This window comes from Zoogloea sp., from assembly GCF_028689785.1.
Taxonomy (GTDB): Bacteria; Pseudomonadota; Gammaproteobacteria; order Burkholderiales; family Rhodocyclaceae; genus Zoogloea.
The window spans coordinates 58,260-78,483 of sequence record NZ_JAQVCN010000003.1; the positions used below are offsets into that span (position 1 = coordinate 58,260).

Here is a 20,224-nt window from a genome sequence, read left to right on the forward strand (position 1 = left end):
CGGGCATGCAGCATGATCTGCACCGCTTTCTTTCCGGTGCCGTGCTTGCCGGCGGGCAGCCCGATCCGGCCCTGCTCGGCCTGTCCTGGATAGGGCTGGTCGAGCCCACCTGCGTGCCCCAGGGCCTGCCGTGCCAGCAATTGCATGCCCCCTGTCTGCTCGGTGAGCCCGTCGAGGCCTGGTTTGGTGCCAGGCCGGCCGAGGCCGGGGCCCTTCACGGCGTGCGCTACCGGCACGACGGCGAGCTGATGTTCGGCGTCATTGAGGTCGTGGAGGACGTCGCCGCCCTGGACTGCAGCAGCGGCCCGGGGCTGCAGCGGGCCGGCCAGCATGCCTATGAATCGGTGTTCAGGCTCCTCGCCGACGAGGGCTACCCCCATCTGTGGCGCATCTGGAACTACCTGCCTCGCATCAACGAGGAGACCGACGGCCTGGAACGCTACCGGCAGTTCAACATCGGGCGCCACCTGGCCTTCGAAGCGGCGGGGCGCCTGGTGATGGACAGCATCCCCGCGGCCAGCGCGCTGGGGGTGCAGGGCGGGCCGTTGAGCGTGGCTTTCCTGGCCGGGCGCGCACCTACCCGCTCCATCGAGAATCCGCGTCAGCTCAGCGCCTTCCGCTATCCGGCGGACTACGGCCCGTGCAGCCCGACCTTCTCCCGGGCTGCACTCGGGCGGCACGCCGACTCCGAGTGGCTGTTCGTGTCGGGGACGGCCAGCATCGTCGGTCACCAGAGTGTGCATCCCGGCGATCCGGTGGCCCAGACCCGGGAGATCGTGACCAACCTGGACGCCCTTCTGGCCGAGGCCAGCCGCTGCAGTGCCGGCCCGGCCTATCACCTGTCCGAGCTCGGCGCACGGGTGTATGTGCGCCACCCCGAGCACCTGGCCCCGGTGCAGGCCGAGCTGACCCGGGCCCTGGGGGCCGCGGCGCAGCTCGTCTATCTCCAGGCCGATGTGTGCCGTGCCGATCTGCTGGTCGAAGTCGAGGCCCAGGCCTGCCACCTACTGAGTTGAGTTTTTCATGAGATTGTTTTCATCTGCCTGCGTCGTGCTGGGGTGTGCGGCACAGCTGGTCAGTGGCGCCGCGGCCGCCGCCGACAAGCCCCTGTGGGAGGCCGGTGCCGGCCTGGGGGTAATGCATCTGCCGGCCTGGCGCGGTGCGGCGGAGTCCCGCGAGCTGGTCTTGCCGGTACCTTATTTCATCTACCACGGGCGTTACCTGCGCGCTGATCGTCAAGGCGTGCGCGGGGTGCTCTTCGATTCCGACCGCGTGGATCTGGGGGTCAGTCTCGGCGCCTCGCCGCCGGTGAGCAAAGACAGCAGTACCGCCCGAGCCGGGATGGCCGAGCTGGACGCCACCGTCGAGATCGGCCCGCAGCTCGACCTCACCCTGTGGCGCAGCCCGGACCGGGCCAGCCAGCTCAAACTGATCCTCCCGGTGCGCAGCGCCTTCACCCTGAGCAGTAGCCCCCACCATGCCGGCTGGGTGTTTTCGCCGGCCTTCAACCTGGATCTGGTCGATCCCCCCGGCCTGGCCGGCTGGCGCCTCGGCCTGCGCAGCGGCCCCATTTTTGCAACCCGCCGCCAGCACGCCTACTACTACCAGGTGAGCCCCACCGAGGCCCGGCCGGATCGCCCGGCCTACACGGCCAGCGGCGGCTACAGCGGCACCCAGGTGCTGGCTTCCCTGTCGCGGCGCTATCCGCGCCATTGGGTCGGAGCCTTTGTCCGCTACGATATGCTGCAGCACGCGGCCTTCGACGACAGCCCGCTGGTGGCCCGTGACCACTACCTGGCCGCGGGTGTGGCGGTGGCGTGGATCTTCGGTGAGTCGAGCGAGCGGGTGAATGTCGATGACTAGTCCGCTGGCCCGCTGTGGCAAGCTGCTGTGGACCGCCTACGAGTATGTGGCGATGGTGCTGGGGCTGGGGGCGCTGGCGCTGATCTGCCTGGTGTGGCTGCCGTTTGCGCTGCTCTGCAGCGTGCTGCCGCGCCGCCTGGGCAGCTTTGTCGGGCGGCTGGCCATCATGATCGGCTTTCGCCTGTACCTGCATTTCCTGACCGTGTTCTGTGCCTGCCGCTTCGATCTGAAGGCACTGGACGCCCTGCGCCAGGGGCCTTCCCTAGTGGTGGTGGCCAATCACCCGTCACTGCTGGACGTGGTGCTGATCGCCTCGCGCCTGCCCAATGCGGTGTGCATCATGAAGGCTGCGCTGATGGACAACATCCTCCTGGGAGCCGCGGCCCGGCTGGCCCGCTACATCCACAATGACAAGCCGGTGCGGATGGTCCGCCGGGCAACCCGGGAGCTGCACGCCGGTGCGCACCTGGTGATCTTTCCTGAGGGGTCGCGCACTTCGAACTTCCCCTTTGACGGCTGTACCAGCGCGGCAAGCCTCATTGCCCGGCATGCGCAGACTCCTGTTCAGACCCTGTTCATCGACTTCAGCTCTCCCTATCTGGGCAAAGCCTGGCCCCTGTTCCGCAAGCCTGAGCTGCCCCTGCGTTTCGGCATCCGGCTGGGGCGGCGTTTCGACCCGCCGACGCGGGTGCTGGCCTTTACCGCCGAACTGGGCGACTACTACCGCAGCAGCCTGAGCCAGCCTCCGGCGGCCAGCGCAGGCACAGCCCGCACTCCCGAAGAAAGCACGGCATCGTGATGCAAGCCTCCTCGTCCCACCTGGTCATGATCCCCAGCTACAACCCCGGCCCGAAGGTCGACGTCACCGTCCGGGAGGCCCGTGCCTGCTGGAATCCGGTGTGGGTGGTGATCGACGGCAGCACTGACGGCAGCGCGGCCCGCCTGCACGCCATGGCCGCGGCCGACCCCGGCCTGCGCATCATTGAACTGCCCGAGAACCGGGGCAAGGGGGCGGCGGTGCTGGAGGGGCTGCGGGCCGCTGCGGCCGCGGGCTTCACCCACGTGCTGACGATGGATTCCGACGGCCAGCATCCGGCGCACTGCATTCCCGAGTTCATGCAGGTCTCAGCCCGCAATCCGGGGTGCATGGTGCTGGGCAAACCGGTGTTCGATGCCGCGGCGCCTCAATTGCGGGTAAAGGGGCGGGAGATCTCCAACTGGTGGGCTAACCTGGAAACCTTGTGGATGGGCATCGGTGACTCCCTGTTCGGCTTCCGGGTCTACCCCGTAGCGCCGCTGGAGCGGATCATGGCCCGTCAGCGTTGGATGCGGCGCTTCGACTTCGACCCCGAGGCGGTGGTGCGCCTCGCCTGGGCCGGAGTGCGCCCGATCAATCTGCCCGCTCCGGTGCGCTACTTCCGCAGCGACGAGGGCGGGGTGTCCCACTTCCGCTATTTTCGTGACAACCGCTTGCTCACCTGGATGCACACCCGGCTGTTCATCGGCTTTCTGCTGCGCTTGCCGCGCCTGGCCGTACGCCGCCTGAGTGGCCGGTGAGCGGCCCGTCGGGCTCTGTCTCAGCGGCCGGCCAGGCCCATGCGGGGTAGCCAGAGGCGCAGCCCCGGCGTGGTGACCACGGTGCTGACGATGGCCATCAGCACCAGCATGGTGAACATGTCCTGGGAGATCACGCCCAGGTCGTAGCCCACGTTGATGACGATCAGCTCCATCAGGGCCCGGGTGTTCATCATGATGCCCAGCACGCTGGAAGCCGCATGATCGAGCCCGCAGCTGCGGGCCGCCACATAGGTGCCACCGAACTTGCCCAGGGTGGCCAGGGCGATGGTCAGCAGGCACCAGCCCCACAGCACGAGGCTGTCCAGCCCGCCGATGTTGGTGCGCAGGCCGGTGTAGGTGAAGAAGATGGGCAGGAAGAACACGGTCACGAAGTGGCCGATGCGCTCCTTCCAGGCCTCCACCAGCTCCGGCTCGTCGTGTACCAGCACCCCCATCACGAAGCCCCCGAAGATGGCGAAGATGCCGAGCTTGTAAGTGATCATCGCGCACAGGAAGATGGCCGCCAGCAGCAGACCCATCAGGTGCGGAGAGAGGTGGCCGTCATGGCGGGTACGCCGTATCGCCCATTTGATGAGGGGGCGGATGAGAAACCAGGCCGCCAACATGAACACCATCACCAGCACGACTTTCAGGGTGAAGTCGGCCGGGTTGAAATGGGACAGGGTCAGCGTGGTCACCAGGGCCAGCAGCAACCACCCCACCACGTCATTGACGGCGGCAGCGCTGATGGCGATCACGCCGATGGGGCGGCGGGTAAGCTCGAACTCGATCATGATCCGCCCGAGAATGGGGAGGGCGGTGATCGAGAAGGCCGTGGCGATGAACAGCCCGGATGCCACGCGGTTGGCCTGGGGTGACAGCTCCGGTGCGACCAGCCAGCCAAAACCCAGACCCAGGATGAAGGGCGCCACCAGCCCGGCGAAAGCGACCCGGCGCACCGTCTTGCGGTGCTGGCGTTCCGACAGGTGGGAGAAATCGAACTCGATCCCGATCTGGAACATCAGCAGGATCAGGCCGACCTGGGACAGGATCTGCATGGGCTCCGGAGGGCCGGAGCGGAAGACGTGGTCGAAGATGTCGGGAAACAGCAACCCGAAAAGCGACGGCCCCAGCAGGATGCCGATGATGATCTCGCCAACGGCAGATGACTGCCCCACCCGGCGTGCGGCAATGCTGCCGATACGGCCCGCCAGCACGATCACGGTGAGCTGCAGGAGGGCGAAGAAAAGGACGGCCTCGGCCTTATGGACCGACACCTGGCCGGCCAGTTGGGAGGTGGTGCTCACGCGGGGCTCCTGTTGTTGCGTGTCATGCCGGGCCTGGTGAGCCCATGCAGCGGTGATCGGATGGGGGCGTGCTCAGACCATGCCACCATTGACCGAGATGATCTGCCCGGTGATGTAGGTGGCCTGCTCCGAGGCCAGGAAGGCCACGAGATCGGCGACCTCTTCGGGTCTGCCGGCCCGCTTCATGGGGACCAGGCGCTCGATGCTGGCCTGATCGAAGCTGCCTTCTATCATCCCCGTGGCGATGATGCCGGGTGCCACCGCGTTGACGGTGATGCCCCGGCTGGCCAGCTCAAGGGCGAGGGACTTGGTGGCGGCGTGCAGGGCACCCTTGGCCGCGGCGTAGTTGACCTGCCCCCGGTTGCCCACCAGGCCCGCCACCGAGGTGATGGTGATGATGCGGCCCCAGCGGCCGCGGATCATCGGCATGGTGAGGGGCTGGGTGACGTTGTAGAAGCCGTTGAGGTTCACATCCATCACCTGCTGCCACTTTTCCGGGCTCATGCCGGGAAACACGGCATCGGCATGGAGGCCGGCATTGTTCACCAGAATGGAGACCGGGCCGGCTTCGAGCATGGCATTGACTGCGGCGGCGGTGGCGGCTGCGTCGGTGAGGTCGAAGCACACGACCTCGGCCGAGCCGCCCGCCGCCTGGATGTCCGCCTGCACGGCGGCGGCGCGCTCGGGGTTGCGGTTGGCGTGGATCAGCACATGGTGGCCGTCTGCACCCAGCCGCCGGGCGATGGCCGCCCCGATGCCGCCGCTGGCGCCGGTGACGAGGGCGCGCCTCATGACAGGGCCCCGGCGTCGAGGATCACCGCCGCGCGGCCGTCCAGCACCGGCGTGTCACCGCTGCTGAGGGTGAAGCGGTAGAGCACCTGGGTGGCATCGCCGGACAGGCGTTCGGCGGCGATCTGCAGCGCGCCGGGCAGATCGTCCAGCCGGGGGACATGGAACTGCACCTGGCGGACGCTGGCCAGGTAGCCCTGGCGTGGGGGCGTTGCCTGTTCAGCCAGCAGGCCGCCATGTACGGCCATGGCCTGGGCGGCGTACTCGATGCCTGCGGCCACGCCCAACTGTCCGGCACTGCGCAGCGGGTTGTTCGCCTGCCGGTGGCTGACGGCGGTGCAGCGGATGTGGGTGGCGTCCCACTCAAGCACGGTGTCGAGCAGGCTCATGTCGCCCTGGTGCGGAATGCGGGCAGCGATGGCGTGGCGGTCTAGCATGGGGTCAGGCGGATGTGGAGGCTGAGAGGGCTGAGGTATTCGACGGCGAACTCGCCACCGCTGCCCGAGGCCAGGGCTTGCAGCAGGGGCAGGCCGCGCAGGGCCGGGATGGTGGTGCGCAGGGTTTCCAGGGAGGGCGTGCCCAGCGTGGTGACAGGGCCGTCACCGAGGTGGATGTCCACCCGCGCCACGCTGCGGGGGCCGGCCTGGGGGCTGAGGGCCAGGCCGATGCCGGCGGCGTCTGGGATGGGACGCAGGCTGGCGATGGGCTCCGGGTACTCCGCATCGTAGGCGATCAGCACGCAGGGGGCGGCGGTGGCGTGGATCTGCACCAGGGCCTCAAGCAGGCCGGCGGCAAAGCTGGCGTCGTAGGCGGCCAGGGACTGGCTGGCCGCCATGGCGCCGGTGGCAATGCTCCAATAGCCCGCCGGGGTGTTGTGCAGGGAGTTGTGGAAACGCGTCGGCGACACCCGTTGATCGCTGGAAGCCAGGGTTTCGCACAGGGCATGGCAGTTGTGGCCGTCGGCCGTGGAGGCGGCGAAGACCGCCGCCACGCTGGATGGGTCGAGGCCGGCCTGTTCCAGGGCGGCCAGGCCGCTGGCCAGGGCTACGCGTACCACACGGCTGGCGCGGCGGCGTTCGTTGGCCGGCAGCACCATGGGCGCCGGCAGCACGGTGGGGGCTGGCACGTGGGGCTCCCGGCCGGCCAGCACGGCCCGACCATGGGTCCAGTCGGGCAGGCCGGGGGCGAGCAGACCGATGCCGTCAATCCATGCACTCAGAGACATGTCGGTGCTCATCCTGCCCTCCCGAGGATTACGCTGCAGTTGCTGCCACCGAAGCCGAAGGAGTTGCTCATGACATGGCGCAGAGGGGCGCCGCGCGAAGTCAGCACATAGTCGATGGGGATGGACGGGTCCGGGCTGCGGGTATGCACGCTGCCCGGCAGCAGGCCGTCGGCCATGGCCACGGCACTGATGCTGATTTCCAGGGCTCCTGCGGCGCCCAGGGTGTGTCCGGTAATGCCCTTGGTGGAACTGGCCGCTACCCGGCTGCCGAACAGGCCGGCCACGGCACAGCCCTCGGCAGCGTCGTTGTTGTGCGTTGCAGTGCCATGGAGGTTGATGTAGTCGATGTCGGCGGGGCTCAGGCCGGCCCGGGCCAGTGCGCCTTCCATGGCCATCCGGGCGCCTAGGCCTTCCGGATGGGGGGAGGACATGTGGTAGGCGTCGCTGGATTCGCCGTAGCCCAGTAGCAGCACTGCATCGGCATCGAGGCTGTCGGTGGTGCGCTCCAGCAGGCCGAAGGCTGCGGCCTCACCGATGGATATGCCGGAGCGGGCGGCGTCGTAGGGGCGGCAGGGCTCGGCGGAGGTGAGCTCAAGGGAGGCGAAACCGTGCAGGGTGGTGAAGCACAGGCTGTCGACACCCCCGACCACCGCAGCGTCGATCAGGCCCGCGTGGATCAGCCGGGCCGCGGTGGCATAGGCCTTGGCGGAGGATGAACAGGCTGTGGATACAACACAGGCCGGGCCTTCGATGGCCAGCCAGTGCCGTACGAAATCGGCCAGGGAATAGGTGCTGTGGGTGCCCGGGTAGTTCAGCCCGGCGGGCAGCGGGCCGCCTTCGGGCGGGCGCTGGCGGTAGGCCAGCTCGGTGCTGAGGATGCCCGAGGTGCTGGTGCCCAGCACGACCCCCACGCGCCGGGCGCCGTGGCGGGCGATGCGGCTGCGAACGGCGTCCTCGAAGCCGTCGGCGGCCAGGCCGCGTCGGGCGAGCCGGTTGTTGCGGCAGTCGAAGCCGGCCATGACGGAAGTGAGTGCCGTGTCGTCGAGCCCTGGGACCTCGCCGATCCAGGTATCGATGCCGAGCCCTTCGATGCGGTGGGGGCGCAGGCCGCTGCTGCCGTTGCGGAGAGCTGCGCGCAGAGGTGCCAGGCCATCGCCTGCACAGCAGCTTACGGTGTGATGGGCAAGGTGGAGTGGTGTCACGGTGCGGTCTTTTCGGGCGGTTTCGGGAGTCTACCAGAGGGGCCCGTAGACCGATTCATCCCGTTTCATGACGCAGGCGTCAGAGCGGGCGGGCGTGAAGCAGAACGTTGGCAAAGCCTGCTCCGACCATCGGCCATGGTTCGGTGCGGAAGCCCACTTCGTTCAGCAGGGCCTGCCACGCGGTCATCGGGCGGCAGTGCAGGCGTGGCCAGGCGCCGCCCTGGGCCCGGACCACCAGACTGTCGACGATGCGGGATAGGTGGTGGGGTAGCCCGGCGGCTCCGTCGCCGACCCGCAGCAGCAGCCTGCCGCCCGTCGGCAGGCTGCGGTGGATGCGTCGCAGCAGCTGTTCCTGGGCACTGGCGGGGAGGTAGTGGAGCACGTCGAAGAGAGTGATCACGTCGGCCTCGGGCAACACGCAGTCGCACAGGTCGCCCAGTTCGAGATGGACTGGAAAGTCGCAGCCGGCCAGGGCCTGCCGAGCGTGCCCGATGGCGGCTGCATGCATGTCGAGCCCATGATAGGCGCTGATCCGCGGCGGGGCGGCCTGCGCCGCCGGCCAGTCCGGGCCGGCGTGGAGGGTGTTGGCGGCGTGCAGCCAGCTGGCCAGCAGGCCCTGCCCGCAGCCCAGGTCCAGGTAACGGCCGTCGGCCGGGAGCAGGCCCGGGCCCAGCAGGGCCGCAAAGAGGGGGTCGCCGCCGAGCTTGCCCCGGGCGAAATGCCAGGCCCATGGGCCGGCTGGGCGGTAGGGCGCGCTGGCCTGGTGTACCAGCCTGCGCTGGATGCTGCGGCTCACAGGCACACCGGGCGCAGGCCGGCCGCGCGGATGCGGTCGAGGAGGGCCGGCAGCACCTCCAGAATCACTGCCTGGCCGGCGGGAGTGCGGGCCGCATTGCCGTCATGGAGGAGCAGGATGTCGCCTCCGGCGAGACCCCGGGTGAGCCGCGCCAGCACGTTGGCCGGGTCGCCGTTGCGGGTGTCGTAGGCGCGGCGGGTCCAGCTGGCCAACTGCAGGTCGAGGCGTGTCAGCACCAGGTCGAGGAAGGGGTTGCGCAGGCCGGCAGGGGCCCGGAAGTAACGGGGGCGCCGCCCGGTCAGGGCGGCGAGGCTGGCCTGGGCCGCTGCCACTTCCCGGGCCATGGCGCCAGGGCCGAGGGTGGAGAAGCGCTTCCAGTGGTGTTCGCTGTGGTTCTCGATGGTGTGGCCGCGGGCGATGATGTCGCGCACCAGGCCCGGATGGGCGGTGGCGCGCTGGCCGATGCAGAAGAAGCTGGCCCGGGCGCCGGCGGCGTCGAGTTGGTCCAGCACCCGGGGGGTGATCTCCGGGTCGGGGCCGTCGTCTATGCTGATGACTACCTCGCCACGGGCTGCTGCATCGGCGGGCAGGCGGGTCAGGTTGGGGCCGAGCAGGGTGCTGCGGGGCAGCAGGCCGGCCGCTGTCAGGAGCACATGATTGGCAGCCAGGGCACCGGCTGCGGTGGGCCAGCTGCCGGGCTCGAACAGCATGCCGGCGAGGGCGCCCGCATGCACGAGGGCGCTCGCTTGCAAGGTCGGGCTGGGCCGCCAGTTGCGCATTTCAGCGGGAGATCCGGCGCGCCAGCATGGCGGAGAGGACCAGGGTGAGTACCGCACCGGGCCCTACGGTGATGCCGATCGCCTGCAGCACCGGCACGGGCGAGAAGGCCAGGATGCCGAAGCCGATCACTGTCGCCAGGTTGGCGAGGAGCAGCGAGGCCAGGGTGCGGGGGTCGTCACCCGGGTTGCGGTCGGCCTGGTTGAAGAACAGCGCGTAGTTGGTGCCCACTGCGACGATCAGCAGCATGCCCACCAGGTGCAGCAGGGTCAGGGTGTGGCCGGTGGCGACAAGGCCGGCCATGACGATGAGCTCGGCGGTGACCACCGGGACCATCACCCGCAGCAGGCGCATGGGCTCCCGCAGCACCACGCCCATCAGCACGATGATGGCGAGGATGCCGGCCAGGGACAGCAGGATGGCCTCGTCGAGGTAGGTCCGGTAGAGGTTGTTTGATTCACCGAAGATGTCGACGAAGAGGGCGTCGCTGCCGCTCAGGGCCGCTTCTACCCGCGCGCTCTGGAAGGGGGCATCGCCCTCCGGGGTGCGCAGGGGGATCAGCACGGTCCAGCCCTGCGGGCGTTCGAGCAGGAGCGAGTCCACGGCCAGCGCCAGCGTGGAGCCGCGCAGGGTTTCGGGGGTGAGAAGGGGCTGGCTGCGGGCCGTGTCCACGTCGTCCAGGAAGGCGTTCAGGCGGTCGGCGCGGAGGGGCAGGTCGGCGAGGGCGGTTTGCAGGTTGCGGGCCAGGGTGTCCCGTTCCGGGAGGGCGTTGCGGCGGGCCTGCTGGGTTGCGGTGCTGGGCAGGAAGCGTGCGGGGCTCTCGAAGCCGCTGAGCACGCCATCCGCCACCAGCGCCTTGAGGCGTTCCCCGACAGACTCGGCGCGCTCCAGGGCGGCTTCACGGTTGGCGGCCTTGAGCACCACCAGATAGCGCAGGTTGGGGGCCCCGAGGTCGGCGCGCAGGCTTTGGTCTAGGGCCTGGTCAGCGGCGGAGACGGGGCTGAGGCCAGACAGACTGGCGCTCCACACGTGATCCTTGTTGGCAAACAGGATGAAAGCTGCCGCCAGCCCCAGCACCGGCACCACCAGACGCAGCCGGGAGAGCCAGGCCCAGAAGCCCGCCAGGGCCCGGCCGATGGGGGCGATGTCATGGATGCGCAGCCGGGCCGGGCGCAGGTGCGGCAGCACGAAGCGCGTCACCATGGCCGCGGTGATGAGCCCGGCGATGGAGTACAGGCCGAGCTGGGCGAGGCCGGGGAAGCCGGAAAACAGCAGGGAGGCGAAGCCGAAGATGGAGGTGAGCACGCCGAGCCGGATGGTCGGCCAGAAGCGCTTCATCCAGCCACCGTCCTCGTCGTCGTCGGACTGTACGAAATAGTAGATGGAGTAATCGACGGCTTCGCCGATCAGGGTGGTGCCGAAGCCGATGGTGAGCCCGTGTACGTTGCCGAAGCCCAGGGCCACGGCGGCGATGCCGGCGAGAGCGCCGCTGGCCACCGGCAGCAGGCCGAGGAAGACGGCGGTGAAGGAGCGGTAGATGAGCAGCAGCAGCAGGATCACCGCAGTGGTGCCCAGGGTGCTCAGGCGCACCGCCTCGGATTCGATGGCGGCCCGGGAGTTGACTGCAAAGACCGCCGCGCCGGATACCAGCATGCGGGCGTCGGACAGCTTCGCGTCACTGGACAGGGCGGCGAATTCGGAGCGGATCCGGGCGATGGCGAGGGCTTGCGCGTCGGTGTCGGAGCCCGATGCACGGGTCTGCAGCATCAGGATGGCCCGCTGTCCATCGCGGGACACCCACACGCCGTTTTCGCTGGCGGGGCTGCCGCTGGTGTCGAGGCTGCCGATCAGCTCGACCAGCTCGCCGGTGGGGTCGCGACCCAGCAAGCCCTTGAGCATCATCCCCATTGGCGAGGCCAGGAGGTTGATGCTCTCGCCGATGGCGGCGTGGAGCCCTTCTGGGGTGAAGCGCTCGGGGCGAACCGACGGGCTGAGGAGGTAGCGGTGGGTGAACAGCAGCTCCCGGTCGCGGGCCAGGGTGGCTGCGTCGCCATTGCGCACGGAGAGGAACAAGCCCCCGTCTTCCAGGCGTTTGGCCAGGCCACGGGAGAGTTCGGCACGGGCTGCCGGCGTGCTGCCTTCGATGCCCACCAGCAGCAGCCGGGACAACACGCCCTCGGTGAGCTGGTCCACCAGCAGCTGCTGGGCCGGCGTCGGGCTGCGCGGCAGGAAGGCCGACATGTCGGCGGTGTAGTGGGCGCGCAGGGCCACACTGGCGCACAGGGCCAGGCCAAGCAGCCAGAGCAGGACGGGCAGGGCGCGGAGGCGCTTCATCGGGCGTCCACGGGGTCGATGGACATGACCGAGCGGTCTCCGTCGGCCTGCAGGTACTCGATGCTGCGGACTTGCTGGCGGCTGCCGCTGATGGTGATGCGGGTGACCAGCTCGGCGATGCGCGGGTTGCTGGGGGAGAGGTTGAGGGTCCAGTTGTCCCGCTGGCCCGACAGGTGCAGGGCGTAGTTCTGCTCCAGCGCGGCGCGATTGCCCGACAGGGTGCCGCGGATGCTGGCCACGAAGGCCAGCACTTCCGGCTGCTCGCGCAGGCGCAGGGTGATTTTCTGTTTGCCCCGCTCCAGGCTGATCTCATCCTTGTCCAGCACCATCAGTTCAAGACGTGGCGTGAGGGTGCGCTTTTCGAGGTAATCCGGTGCCACGTAGCGCATTTCGCCCGATGAGACGACCGGCTTGTCGAGGAGGGCGATGTACTTGCGTTCGGTGAACAGGGCCTTCCCGCCCTGGTTGCGGGCGAGTTCGGTCATCAGCTGGGGCAGGTCCCATGCGGCGAAGGCCGGCATGGTGGCGAGTGTCAGGAGGCAGGCGGCGAGGCGCAGAGCAGACTTCATGGGGCTGGACGATCGGAGCGGGCACGGGGATCGCTCCAGAAATCGAAGAAGTTGAACCAGTTGTAGGGGGCCCTGCGGCAGTGGTTTTCGAGCAGGGCGGCGTAGCTTTCCTGGGCCCGGGCGATGGCGGCGGCGCGCTCGCGGGGCTCCACGCCGGTGAAATCGGCCAGGGGGGAGAGCTCCACCCGGTAGCGTCTGCCACCCTGCCAGGTGCCGCTCATGAAGAGCACCGGCCGTTGCAGCAGCGCGGCGAGGCGGAAGGGGCCGTTGGGGAAGGGCGCCGGGCTACCCAGAAAGGGCAGGTTCCGGACGCCGCTCTCGCCGGGGTTGCGGTCGGCCAGCACGCCGACCAGCTGCCCGCTGTCGAGCCGGTCGCGTAGCTGCAGCATGGAGTCGAGCTGGCCGAGGGGGAGGATGTCCTGGCTGGCGGCGGGGTTGATGGCGGCCAGCACCTGGTTGATCTTGCGGGCGTTCTCGGCGTGCATGAGCATGCAGACCCGCTGGGTGGCATGGCGATGGCCGACGGCGCGGAGTACCTCGAAACTGCCCAGGTGGGCGCCGAACAGGAGGGTGCCGCGGCCGGTGGCCATGTGCGCCTCCACGTGCTCCAGGCCGTGTACCTCGACGTCGAACAGATCGAAGCGGCCGTTCAGGAAATAGACGCGGTCGTGGATGCTGGTGGCGAAGGTGAGGATGTGGCGGTAACGCTCGGCCAGACGGGGGGGGCGCCCGAGAATGCGTTGCAGATAGGCCCGGGAGGCCCGCCCGGCCTTCGGCGAGAAGAGCAGGAAGTAGGCGGCGATGCCGTGCAGCACCGTGCGGCTGAGCTGGCGCCCCAGGGTAAGGGACAGCCACACCATGAAGCGCATGACCGGCACGCTGCTGCGCTCCGCCTGGCGGGCCCAGCTTGCAGCGGCTGCGGCGGACGGGGGCGGACGACTCACGTCTGCTGCCCGAGGGTAAGGCTGCCGGAGGCGACCACCCGGTCATCAGTGCGGACTTCGAAAGCCAGGGCCTTCGCGCTGGCTGGCGCGTAGTTGAAGACGAGCTGGGTGCCCGGGCCGACAGGCTCGAAGAACTTGGCGTTGCCCAGGCCGCGGATGACGCAGCCGGCCGGCAGCAGCCCGTCGGTCAGCTGGATGGCCTGATCGATCAGTACCACGCCGGGCAGGATGGGCCGGCCGGGGAAATGCCCGGGAAACGCGGAGTGCGCGGCGGGCACGCGCCAGTGACGTTCGCGTGTGCTGGCAGGGGTGTCGGCGGTGCCGGTGCCGGCCGTCGTGCCGGGCAGCAGGGCCAGCAGGTCGGCGCGGGGCAGCTTGCTGGCGGCGTTGCGGGGCAGGCGCTCGACGAACACCAGCGGGCGCGGCAGGAAAGCGGTGTCGATGCGGCTGCGCAGGGCGGCGAGCAGGCTCTGGCGGGTGTGCCCGGGTGCCACCACGCAGGCGCACAGGCGGGTGGCGTGGTCGTCGGGCTCGGCGTCGGGCATGAAGAACACCCCGTCGGTCACGCCCGGCACATCCAGGAGCTGCTGGTTGAGGTAGGCAAGAGAGGTGCGTTTGCCGGCGATGTTCACCTGGTCGGCGTTGCGGCCGTGGAGCAGGAAATGACGTTCGTCCACGAGTTCGATCACGTCGCCGATGGGGACCGTTCCTTCCACATGACCGCCCTGGGCCGCATGGCCGGTTTCGGTGGCGCACAGGGTGACTTCACCGAGGAGCTGCCAGGCACGGGTCTGGGTGGAGCGGCGGCTGGCCAGCTGGCCGGTCTCCGTGCAGCCGTAGATCTCCAGCAAGGGGGCGCCGCAGGCGGCCTCGGCACGGGCGGCGAGCTCTTCGGAAAGGGGGGCGGTGGCGGACAGGAGGAAGTCCACCGGCGGCAGCCTCAGGCCGGCCTCCAGCAGGGTGCGCAGATGGAAGGGGGTGGTGACGAGGGCGCGGGGGGCCGGAACGGCGTCGAGGGCCGCGCTGATGTCTGCCGGGTAGAAGGGGCGCCCGGACCAGCAGGCGGCGCCACCGTGCAGGCAGATCAGCACGGTGGATTCGAAGCCGTACATGTGCTGGGGTGGCACTGTGCCGACGAGGGTGCAGCCGCGGGCACCGAGGCGCTCGGACTCGGACAGGGCGTTGATCACCAGGCTGCCCCAGGTTTTGCGATGAACCAGGGCCGTGCCGGTGGAGCCGGAGGTGAATACATGGGCCACGACCTGGTCTGCGGGGATTTCCGGCACTGCCAGGATGCCCTCGACGGGCGCCCGAGCAGGGGGGAAGGGAATGCCCGGCAGATCGATGTCGTCCAGGCTGGTGTCATGCAGGCAGAACAGGTCCGGGGCGTCGTGGCGCAGGCGGGTGACGGTATTTGGCGTCAGGCTGGAGGGCAACAGGCTGACTTTGCCGCAGACGATGGCGGCGGCCAGGCCTACCAGGAAGTGGTAGCGATTGTGGCAGATGTTGAGTACGTGCTGGCCCTCGGGGAGCTGCCCGGCGAGCTGGCGTACGTCAGCGAGAAACTGGTTGCGCGTGACCGGGCCGGCGGGCAGCCAGGCGATGATGCTGTCGGGGGCGGGGAGGTCGGTCAGCAGACAGGAGGCTTGCCTCATCAGGAGATCCGGGGGGGCAGGTCGGGGTCGGTGAGTGGCGGTGGGGGTGTGCGGCTGGCGGTCACGTAGGCCTTCACCGAGGCGATGATCCCGTGACGCTCTTCCGGCGGCAGGCGCTTGCGCCGAACCAGCCCTTCAACGATGAACATGAGAGCCAGTGAGGGCAGGTAGAACAGGTTGGTGAAGGCCGACCACAGGGCGACCGGTGCCAGCAGGTAGAGGAGCATCGACGTACTGGCGCTGGCGACGAAGAACACCGTCCAGGCCACCGTGACCTGGCGCGTGTAGCGGATGACCGTGGGGCTTGGCGACGGATGCAGCACCATGGCAAAGGTGGTGCACGCGGGGGTGCGGCCACCTAGCAGGCTGTGACCGAAATAGCTGGCCAGGGCCAGGTTGGTACCCAGGTACTGGAGCAGGTAGAGGTGGGTCAGATTGTTGCGCACCAGGGGCCAGACCAGCAGGCCGCAGCCGACGCCGGCGAGGCCGCCCAGCAGCGCGGCGGTCAGGCCGAGGCGCCGGTGCAGCAGTTCGATGAGCAGGATGCTTGCCGGCAGCAGGGTGAGCAGGGCCACCCAGGGGGCCGCATCCGGGGAGGCGCTGACGTAATGGGCCAGCACGTCGTAGGCAAGGATCGCGCCCCCTGCCAGTAGCGCGGTTGCGAGAGGGCCGGGCCGTCTCGTCATGCGGCCCTGGAGGCGGCAACGTAGTCCGCCAGGCTGCGCAGGGAGCGGAAGATGTGCGTGTTGTCTTCGTCGTCGGCACGCAGCTGGATGCCGTACTGCTTGGAGATGACGAGGGCAACTTCGAGGATGTCGATGGAGTCGAGCCCGAGGCCCTCGCCAAACAGGGAGCCGTCGGGATCGATCTCGGACGGGGACATCTCGAGATTGAGAGCGGAGACGATGATCCCGGCGATTTCGGCGACAAAGGCGGGCGTGGCGCCCGGCGTGTTCTCTGAAGGCGTGGTGCTCATGGTGTGGGGTGCGCTTGCAAACGGAAAGTCGTGAAGAGGAAACCGCGCCGATGCTCAGGCCGGATCGGCCTTGCGGAAGGCCAGCACGGCATTGCATCCGCCAAAGGCGAAAGAGTTGGACAGGGCGACCCGTGCATCTGTCCCCCGGAGTGCGCCGCCGGTGATGTGGCGCACGCCTTCGCAGGCGGGGTCGATGGTGTCGAGGTGGGCGGTGGGCGGCAGGGCATCTTCGGCCAGGGCCAACACCGTGGTGACGGCCTCGATGGCGCCGGCGGCGCCCATCAGGTGGCCGTGCATGGACTTGGTGGCACTTACCGGGAGCTGGGCTGCCCGGTCGCCGAACAGGGCGCGCAGGCTGTCCACCTCGATGGCATCGCCTTCGATGGTGGCCGTGCCATGGGCGTTGATGTAGTCGACGTCATCGGGGGTGAGGCCGGCGTCTTCCAGGGCAAGGCGCATGGCGCGGACCTGGCCGTCCCGGTCGGGGCGGACGAGATGGGAGTGGTCGCTGCAGGTGCCGTAGCCCACCACTTCGGCGAGGATGGTGGCGCCGCGGGCGCGGGCATGCTCCCACTCCTCAAGAATCAGGGTGGCTGCGCCTTCGCCGAGCACCAGACCGCTGCGGCCGGGGTGGAAGGGGCGGCAGCTGGAGGGGGCGGTGTCGGCGTCGCCCTGGGCGACCACGCGCAGGGCGTCCCAGGCTTTCATGACGGCGTAGGCCAGGGGCACGTCGGAGCCGCCAGTCACCATCAGGCGGGCCTCGCCGTTGCGGATGCGCTTGTAGCCTTCGCCGATGGCCGCAGCGGCGGAGGCACAGGCCGCCACGTAGGTGAGGCTGGAATTGCCCAGGCCGAGCTGGATCGAGATATGGGAAGCGGCGGCGTTGCTCATGCCCAGCACCACGGCCAGGGGCGGCAGGCGGTCGCGCCCGTTTTGCCACATCTCCCGGTAACCCCGTTCCCAGGTACTGGTGCTGCCGAGGGCCGAGCCCCAGGACACGCCGTAGTCATGCCGGCCTTCCTTGTCGCGGGGCAGGCCGGCGTCGCGCCAGGCTTCGAAACAGGCCGTCAGGGCCATCTGGACGGAGCGGTCGGTGGTGCTGGCCAGGGCCTTGCCGATATGGGCCTCCGGGCTGAAACCCGCGCAGTGGATGGCGGGTTGGGTGACCGGCCGGGGGGGCTGGTCGATGGTGTGCAGCTGGATGAAGGATTCGCCGTCCACCAGACGGCCGAACATCTGCCGCGCGTCGATGCCCGAAGGGGCAACCACGCCAAGGCCCGTGACGGCTACGCGGTGGGGGACTGCCATGGCTCAGGCCTGCTTGGCTTTCTGTGCTTCGACGACGAACTCGTCGACGATGCTGACGAGCTCGCCGATGTTCTTCGGCGAGCGCACATCCCGCTCAAAAACCACGTTGTACTTCTCTTCGCATTCGAAGATCAGTTCGACCAGCATCAGGGAGTCGATCTGGAGTTCTTCCAGGGTCGCTTCCGGTTGGATTCTCGCGGGGTCGATTTCAAGACGATCGACGAGGAATTCACGGATGACGGTCAGAGTGTCCATGGCAGATAGCGGCTTCGGGATGAGGATGGGCATCCCGGGTCATGCGTGCCGGGGATGGTGTTTGCCCTTGATTTTAACATGGATGTTCTGGACTCAAGCCGCCCTTGCGCCACGGCCGGGATTTTCCGCCGGCAACTCATTTGGCATGAATTGGCTAGAAGTAATGCTGCCAGCCCAGGCTCAGGCGGCGCTCGGTGCGGTCGGTGTCGGACAGCCCGATGCGGGTCCATTCGTAGCCGGCGACAAGGTTGTCGCGGGGGCTGAGGCGGGTGCGCAGGTGGCTGCGGGCCATGCTGCGGTCGAGGCGGCCATCGTTGAACCACTGGCGGCCAGCTTCGAGCTGCAGGCGGGTGTCGGTGCCCACGTCCCATAGCAGGCCGGCCAGGGGCCCGCTGCCGATGGCCCAGTTTTTCTGCAGCTGGCCATGGCCAAGGAGCTGGTTTTCAAGAAAGACGTAGCCAAGCAGGCCCTTCCATTCCCAGGCTGCGCCGGGGCCGCCGGCGAGGGTGGGGCCGCTGGCCCGGCTGGCGCCGAGGGTGCGCTCCCAGCCAAAGCGGACTTTCCAGGACAGGGGCTGGGTCCAGCTCAGGCGCGGGGCGACGGAGACGATATCCACCGGCAGGAAACGGTCGAGCCGCCAGCCCTGCCCCTCGCGCTGGCTGGCGCCGAGGTCGAGGAAGCGGATCTGGGCGCCCCGGGCGTAGCCGGTTTCCGGGTCCAGGAGATCGTGGTAGGCCGGGCGGAGGTCGAGGAAGAGGGCGTTGGTGCCGCCCAGCCGGCCTGCGGCCAGGCCGACGCGGCCAGAGGCGTGGCCGCTTTCGGGGTGGGTGGGCTCAGGGACCGTGCCGGTGTCGATGGCGGGCAGCTGGCTGCGGGTGGTCTGGATTGTTTTCAGGCGGGCCAGGGCGTCGTCCTGGTCGAGCTTGCCGGCATGGCCGCGGAAGGACACCAGCCGGTCGGCGAACTCAAGCTGTTCAATGGCTTGTGGGGTGCGCCCCAGGCTTTGCGGGGGGCGCCGGCCCTCGGCGACGGCGATGGCGGCATCCAGGCCGGCCGGGTCGAGGCGGCTGGCCCGGTGCGCCAGCTCGGTGCCGGTGGAGGGGCGGAAGCTGATGTCGCTGACCAGCCCCTGCCTGGCGACTACGCCCTTCACGGTGTCCACGGGGATGGCCGTCCAGAAGAATTGCTGCGACACCCGCAGGCCGGGGCGGGCCACGTCGAGGAGGCGCAGGATCATGTAGGAGCAGTTCTCATCGAAGAACCAGTAATCGAAGCGGGTGGCGCCGATTTCCCAGGCATGGCGCAGGAGTTGGCGGGTTTCGTCCGGGTTGAGGTTGAGGCGGTATTCCCACACATCGCGGCTTTCCATGTCGCCGTATTCGCGCACCTTGGCGTAGTAGGGCGAGCTGGACAGGGTGCCGGGATAACGCCCGGTGAGGCCCTTGAGGGCGAAGGTGAGGCCGTCGGTGGGGTCGGCCTTGGCGGCGTAGTTGATGGTGTAGGCGAGCAGGCGGGTGGCTTCGGTCTGCCCGGGGGGGTCGATGCGCAGCAGGGTGTGGCCGAACATGGAGGCCGGGCTGTTCACGTAGGCGGACGGAAAAACCAGGGTGACGCCACCGGGCCTGATCTCCGCCACCCATTTTTCCAGGCGCGGGCAGGGTTGTTCGGGCAGCTGGGCCGGGCTCAGGGCGAGGCGCTGGCGCAGCCAGTGGTGGCGTGCCGGAAAGCGGCACTGGGGGTGATCGTCGGGGTCTGCGGGGCGGGCCGGTTCGAACAGGCGGGCCAGGGTGGCGTCGAGCTCTGCCGCCGGGTTGCGAGCGCCATCCGGGGCGTTGAAGAAGCCCGGGTCGTCGGCCAGGCTGCGCAGGTGCCCGGTGAAGGGATAGGGCTCGTACTGGAGCAGGTCGGCCCAGGCCGGGTCTGCGGCGAGGCTGGCCTCGCGGGCTGCAGCGCGGGCGTCGGCCAGCGTGTCGGCCCAGGTAGGGGCAGTGGCCAGGTTCAGGCTCAGGGCGGTGCCGAGGGCGATCAGGATCTTCATCAGTGGGCAGGCGCCGACATGAAAAAGCCCTGTGCGGGCACAGGGCTTGGCGTGGCGCGGGTCGGGGGTGACCCGCAGCCGCGGAGGCTTATACCGCGTCGGCGTACTTGGCCAGACGGGCGTCGGACTGCAGGGCAGCCTTCAGTTGGGTGGCGATGGCCTCGGCGGAGTCGACGGAGGCGAAGATCTCGGCGTGACGGGCTTTGGTCAGGCTGACGAAGGCGGCTTTGTCCTGGGCGTCGATCTTCAGCAGGGCAGCCAGGGCGTCCAGGGTTTCACCCTGGCCGGAGGCGGCGTCGCGGGCCAGCTGCGATTTATTGCCATCGATGAACAGGGCGGTCTTCCAGGCAGAAGTGACGACGCCGTCTTGCGAACAGCCGAGGGTGCCCGAGGTGATGCCGAAGGTCTGGTTGCCGAAGAGGCTGTTGGTGGTGACGGCGAGGACCTGGGGAGCAAGGCCCCGCTGACCTTCAAAGACCTTGGAGCCGAGGCCGCAGGAGCCGACGTTGTTGGCGGCGGCGAAGGCCGTCACGGGCAGGAATACGACCAGCGGAAACAGCAGTTTTTTCATGGCGCTTACCCTCAGTCTGTGTTTGTTGGTTTGTGCATCAGCGGATGATGCCGTAGGG

At 69.0% G+C, this 20,224-nt stretch carries 21 protein-coding genes; 4 read left to right on the top strand and 17 right to left on the bottom strand.

All coding sequences use genetic code 11. The features are described from left to right. Window positions 1-5: 5 nt before the first annotated feature. The 4 genes from PHI64_RS02455 to PHI64_RS02470 are packed head-to-tail and all read left to right on the top strand — an operon-like array spanning window position 6 to window position 3,420. Window positions 6-1,016, top strand: a complete 1,011-nt coding sequence (locus tag PHI64_RS02455; protein ID WP_299878036.1) for a hypothetical protein — start codon at window positions 6-8, stop codon at window positions 1,014-1,016. Between the two features lie 7 nt (window positions 1,017-1,023). Beyond that, window positions 1,024-1,863, top strand: a complete 840-nt coding sequence (locus tag PHI64_RS02460) for a MipA/OmpV family protein (RefSeq protein ID WP_299878039.1) — start codon at window positions 1,024-1,026, stop codon at window positions 1,861-1,863. Further along, window positions 1,850-2,662: a 1-acyl-sn-glycerol-3-phosphate acyltransferase gene (locus tag PHI64_RS02465; protein ID WP_299878042.1), complete on the top strand. Its 813-nt coding sequence runs from the start codon at window positions 1,850-1,852 to the stop codon at window positions 2,660-2,662. The genes PHI64_RS02460 and PHI64_RS02465 overlap by 14 nt, the downstream gene beginning before the upstream one ends. Further along, window positions 2,662-3,420 carry a glycosyltransferase family 2 protein gene (locus tag PHI64_RS02470; RefSeq protein WP_299878431.1) on the top strand — a complete coding sequence of 253 codons (759 nt, stop codon included), beginning with the start codon at window positions 2,662-2,664 and terminating at the stop codon, window positions 3,418-3,420. Before PHI64_RS02465 ends, PHI64_RS02470 begins: the two co-directional genes overlap by 1 nt. 20 nt (window positions 3,421-3,440) lie before the next feature. On the opposite strand, the gene PHI64_RS02475 is transcribed toward PHI64_RS02470, so the two are convergent. The 17 genes from PHI64_RS02475 to PHI64_RS02555 all read right to left on the bottom strand — a co-directional run bounded on the left by PHI64_RS02475 (window position 3,441) and on the right by PHI64_RS02555 (window position 20,166). Beyond that, window positions 3,441-4,727, bottom strand: coding sequence for a cation:proton antiporter (locus tag PHI64_RS02475; protein WP_299878045.1), 1,287 nt, complete (start codon window positions 4,725-4,727; stop codon window positions 3,441-3,443). A gap of 72 nt (window positions 4,728-4,799) precedes the next feature. Then, window positions 4,800-5,519 carry a 3-oxoacyl-ACP reductase FabG gene (fabG, locus tag PHI64_RS02480; RefSeq protein WP_299878048.1) on the bottom strand — a complete coding sequence of 240 codons (720 nt, stop codon included), beginning with the start codon at window positions 5,517-5,519 and terminating at the stop codon, window positions 4,800-4,802. Next, a complete protein-coding gene (locus PHI64_RS02485) occupies window positions 5,516-5,953 on the bottom strand; it encodes a hotdog family protein (protein WP_299878051.1) in 438 nt (145 codons plus the stop codon). Before PHI64_RS02485 ends, fabG begins: the two co-directional genes overlap by 4 nt. Then, window positions 5,947-6,753, bottom strand: coding sequence for a beta-ketoacyl synthase chain length factor (locus tag PHI64_RS02490; RefSeq protein WP_299878053.1), 807 nt, complete (start codon window positions 6,751-6,753; stop codon window positions 5,947-5,949). The genes PHI64_RS02485 and PHI64_RS02490 overlap by 7 nt, the downstream gene beginning before the upstream one ends. Next, window positions 6,750-7,943, bottom strand: coding sequence for a beta-ketoacyl-[acyl-carrier-protein] synthase family protein (locus PHI64_RS02495; protein WP_299878056.1), 1,194 nt, complete (start codon window positions 7,941-7,943; stop codon window positions 6,750-6,752). The genes PHI64_RS02490 and PHI64_RS02495 overlap by 4 nt, the downstream gene beginning before the upstream one ends. 79 nt (window positions 7,944-8,022) lie before the next feature. Continuing rightward, window positions 8,023-8,739, bottom strand: coding sequence for a class I SAM-dependent methyltransferase (locus tag PHI64_RS02500; protein ID WP_299878058.1), 717 nt, complete (start codon window positions 8,737-8,739; stop codon window positions 8,023-8,025). Further along, window positions 8,736-9,518, bottom strand: coding sequence for a polysaccharide deacetylase family protein (locus PHI64_RS02505; protein WP_299878061.1), 783 nt, complete (start codon window positions 9,516-9,518; stop codon window positions 8,736-8,738). The genes PHI64_RS02500 and PHI64_RS02505 overlap by 4 nt, the downstream gene beginning before the upstream one ends. Before the next feature lies 1 nt (window position 9,519). Then, on the bottom strand, window positions 9,520-11,850 hold the full coding sequence (locus PHI64_RS02510) for an MMPL family transporter (RefSeq protein ID WP_299878064.1): 2,331 nt from the start codon (window positions 11,848-11,850) through the stop codon (window positions 9,520-9,522). Beyond that, window positions 11,847-12,419: a LolA-related protein gene (locus PHI64_RS02515; RefSeq protein WP_299878067.1), complete on the bottom strand. Its 573-nt coding sequence runs from the start codon at window positions 12,417-12,419 to the stop codon at window positions 11,847-11,849. The genes PHI64_RS02510 and PHI64_RS02515 overlap by 4 nt, the downstream gene beginning before the upstream one ends. Beyond that, window positions 12,416-13,363, bottom strand: coding sequence for an acyl-CoA synthetase (locus PHI64_RS02520; protein WP_299878070.1), 948 nt, complete (start codon window positions 13,361-13,363; stop codon window positions 12,416-12,418). Before PHI64_RS02520 ends, PHI64_RS02515 begins: the two co-directional genes overlap by 4 nt. Continuing rightward, window positions 13,360-15,018, bottom strand: a complete 1,659-nt coding sequence (locus PHI64_RS02525) for an AMP-binding protein (RefSeq protein ID WP_299878075.1) — start codon at window positions 15,016-15,018, stop codon at window positions 13,360-13,362. The genes PHI64_RS02520 and PHI64_RS02525 overlap by 4 nt, the downstream gene beginning before the upstream one ends. Continuing rightward, window positions 15,018-15,704 (bottom strand): hypothetical protein, encoded by a 687-nt coding sequence (locus PHI64_RS02530; protein WP_299878078.1) that lies wholly within the window; start codon window positions 15,702-15,704, stop codon window positions 15,018-15,020. Before PHI64_RS02530 ends, PHI64_RS02525 begins: the two co-directional genes overlap by 1 nt. Next, window positions 15,701-15,994 (bottom strand): phosphopantetheine-binding protein, encoded by a 294-nt coding sequence (locus PHI64_RS02535; protein WP_299878081.1) that lies wholly within the window; start codon window positions 15,992-15,994, stop codon window positions 15,701-15,703. Before PHI64_RS02535 ends, PHI64_RS02530 begins: the two co-directional genes overlap by 4 nt. 54 nt (window positions 15,995-16,048) lie before the next feature. Continuing rightward, window positions 16,049-17,302 carry a beta-ketoacyl synthase gene (locus PHI64_RS02540; protein WP_299878084.1) on the bottom strand — a complete coding sequence of 418 codons (1,254 nt, stop codon included), beginning with the start codon at window positions 17,300-17,302 and terminating at the stop codon, window positions 16,049-16,051. 3 nt (window positions 17,303-17,305) lie between these two features. Next, the gene (locus PHI64_RS02545) at window positions 17,306-17,557 is read right to left on the bottom strand and encodes an acyl carrier protein (RefSeq protein ID WP_296567257.1); all 252 of its coding nucleotides are present in this window, start codon (window positions 17,555-17,557) and stop codon (window positions 17,306-17,308) included. 154 nt (window positions 17,558-17,711) lie between these two features. Continuing rightward, window positions 17,712-19,595 carry a DUF4105 domain-containing protein gene (locus PHI64_RS02550; RefSeq protein ID WP_299878088.1) on the bottom strand — a complete coding sequence of 628 codons (1,884 nt, stop codon included), beginning with the start codon at window positions 19,593-19,595 and terminating at the stop codon, window positions 17,712-17,714. Window positions 19,596-19,683: 88 nt separating this feature from the next. After that, window positions 19,684-20,166, bottom strand: a complete 483-nt coding sequence (locus tag PHI64_RS02555; protein ID WP_299878091.1) for a DUF3015 family protein — start codon at window positions 20,164-20,166, stop codon at window positions 19,684-19,686. Window positions 20,167-20,224 lie beyond the last annotated feature (58 nt).

Excerpts from the sequence above, each read along its gene's own strand:
- PHI64_RS02455 (WP_299878036.1), top strand. The coding sequence starts at position 6 with ATGCAGCATGATCTGCACCGCTTTCTTTCCGGTGCCGTGCTTGCCGGC.
- PHI64_RS02460 (WP_299878039.1), top strand. The coding sequence starts at position 1,024 with ATGAGATTGTTTTCATCTGCCTGCGTCGTGCTGGGGTGTGCGGCACAG.
- PHI64_RS02465 (WP_299878042.1), top strand. The coding sequence starts at position 1,850 with ATGTCGATGACTAGTCCGCTGGCCCGCTGTGGCAAGCTGCTGTGGACC.
- PHI64_RS02470 (WP_299878431.1), top strand. The coding sequence starts at position 2,662 with ATGCAAGCCTCCTCGTCCCACCTGGTCATGATCCCCAGCTACAACCCC.
- fabG (WP_299878048.1), bottom strand. The coding sequence starts at position 5,519 with ATGAGGCGCGCCCTCGTCACCGGCGCCAGCGGCGGCATCGGGGCGGCC.
- PHI64_RS02485 (WP_299878051.1), bottom strand. The coding sequence starts at position 5,953 with ATGCTAGACCGCCACGCCATCGCTGCCCGCATTCCGCACCAGGGCGAC.
- PHI64_RS02490 (WP_299878053.1), bottom strand. The coding sequence starts at position 6,753 with ATGAGCACCGACATGTCTCTGAGTGCATGGATTGACGGCATCGGTCTG.
- PHI64_RS02505 (WP_299878061.1), bottom strand. The coding sequence starts at position 9,518 with ATGCGCAACTGGCGGCCCAGCCCGACCTTGCAAGCGAGCGCCCTCGTG.
- PHI64_RS02510 (WP_299878064.1), bottom strand. The coding sequence starts at position 11,850 with ATGAAGCGCCTCCGCGCCCTGCCCGTCCTGCTCTGGCTGCTTGGCCTG.
- PHI64_RS02515 (WP_299878067.1), bottom strand. The coding sequence starts at position 12,419 with ATGAAGTCTGCTCTGCGCCTCGCCGCCTGCCTCCTGACACTCGCCACC.
- PHI64_RS02525 (WP_299878075.1), bottom strand. The coding sequence starts at position 15,018 with ATGAGGCAAGCCTCCTGTCTGCTGACCGACCTCCCCGCCCCCGACAGC.
- PHI64_RS02530 (WP_299878078.1), bottom strand. The coding sequence starts at position 15,704 with ATGACGAGACGGCCCGGCCCTCTCGCAACCGCGCTACTGGCAGGGGGC.
- PHI64_RS02535 (WP_299878081.1), bottom strand. The coding sequence starts at position 15,994 with ATGAGCACCACGCCTTCAGAGAACACGCCGGGCGCCACGCCCGCCTTT.
- PHI64_RS02540 (WP_299878084.1), bottom strand. The coding sequence starts at position 17,302 with ATGGCAGTCCCCCACCGCGTAGCCGTCACGGGCCTTGGCGTGGTTGCC.
- PHI64_RS02545 (WP_296567257.1), bottom strand. The coding sequence starts at position 17,557 with ATGGACACTCTGACCGTCATCCGTGAATTCCTCGTCGATCGTCTTGAA.
- PHI64_RS02550 (WP_299878088.1), bottom strand. The coding sequence starts at position 19,595 with ATGAAGATCCTGATCGCCCTCGGCACCGCCCTGAGCCTGAACCTGGCC.
- PHI64_RS02555 (WP_299878091.1), bottom strand. The coding sequence starts at position 20,166 with ATGAAAAAACTGCTGTTTCCGCTGGTCGTATTCCTGCCCGTGACGGCC.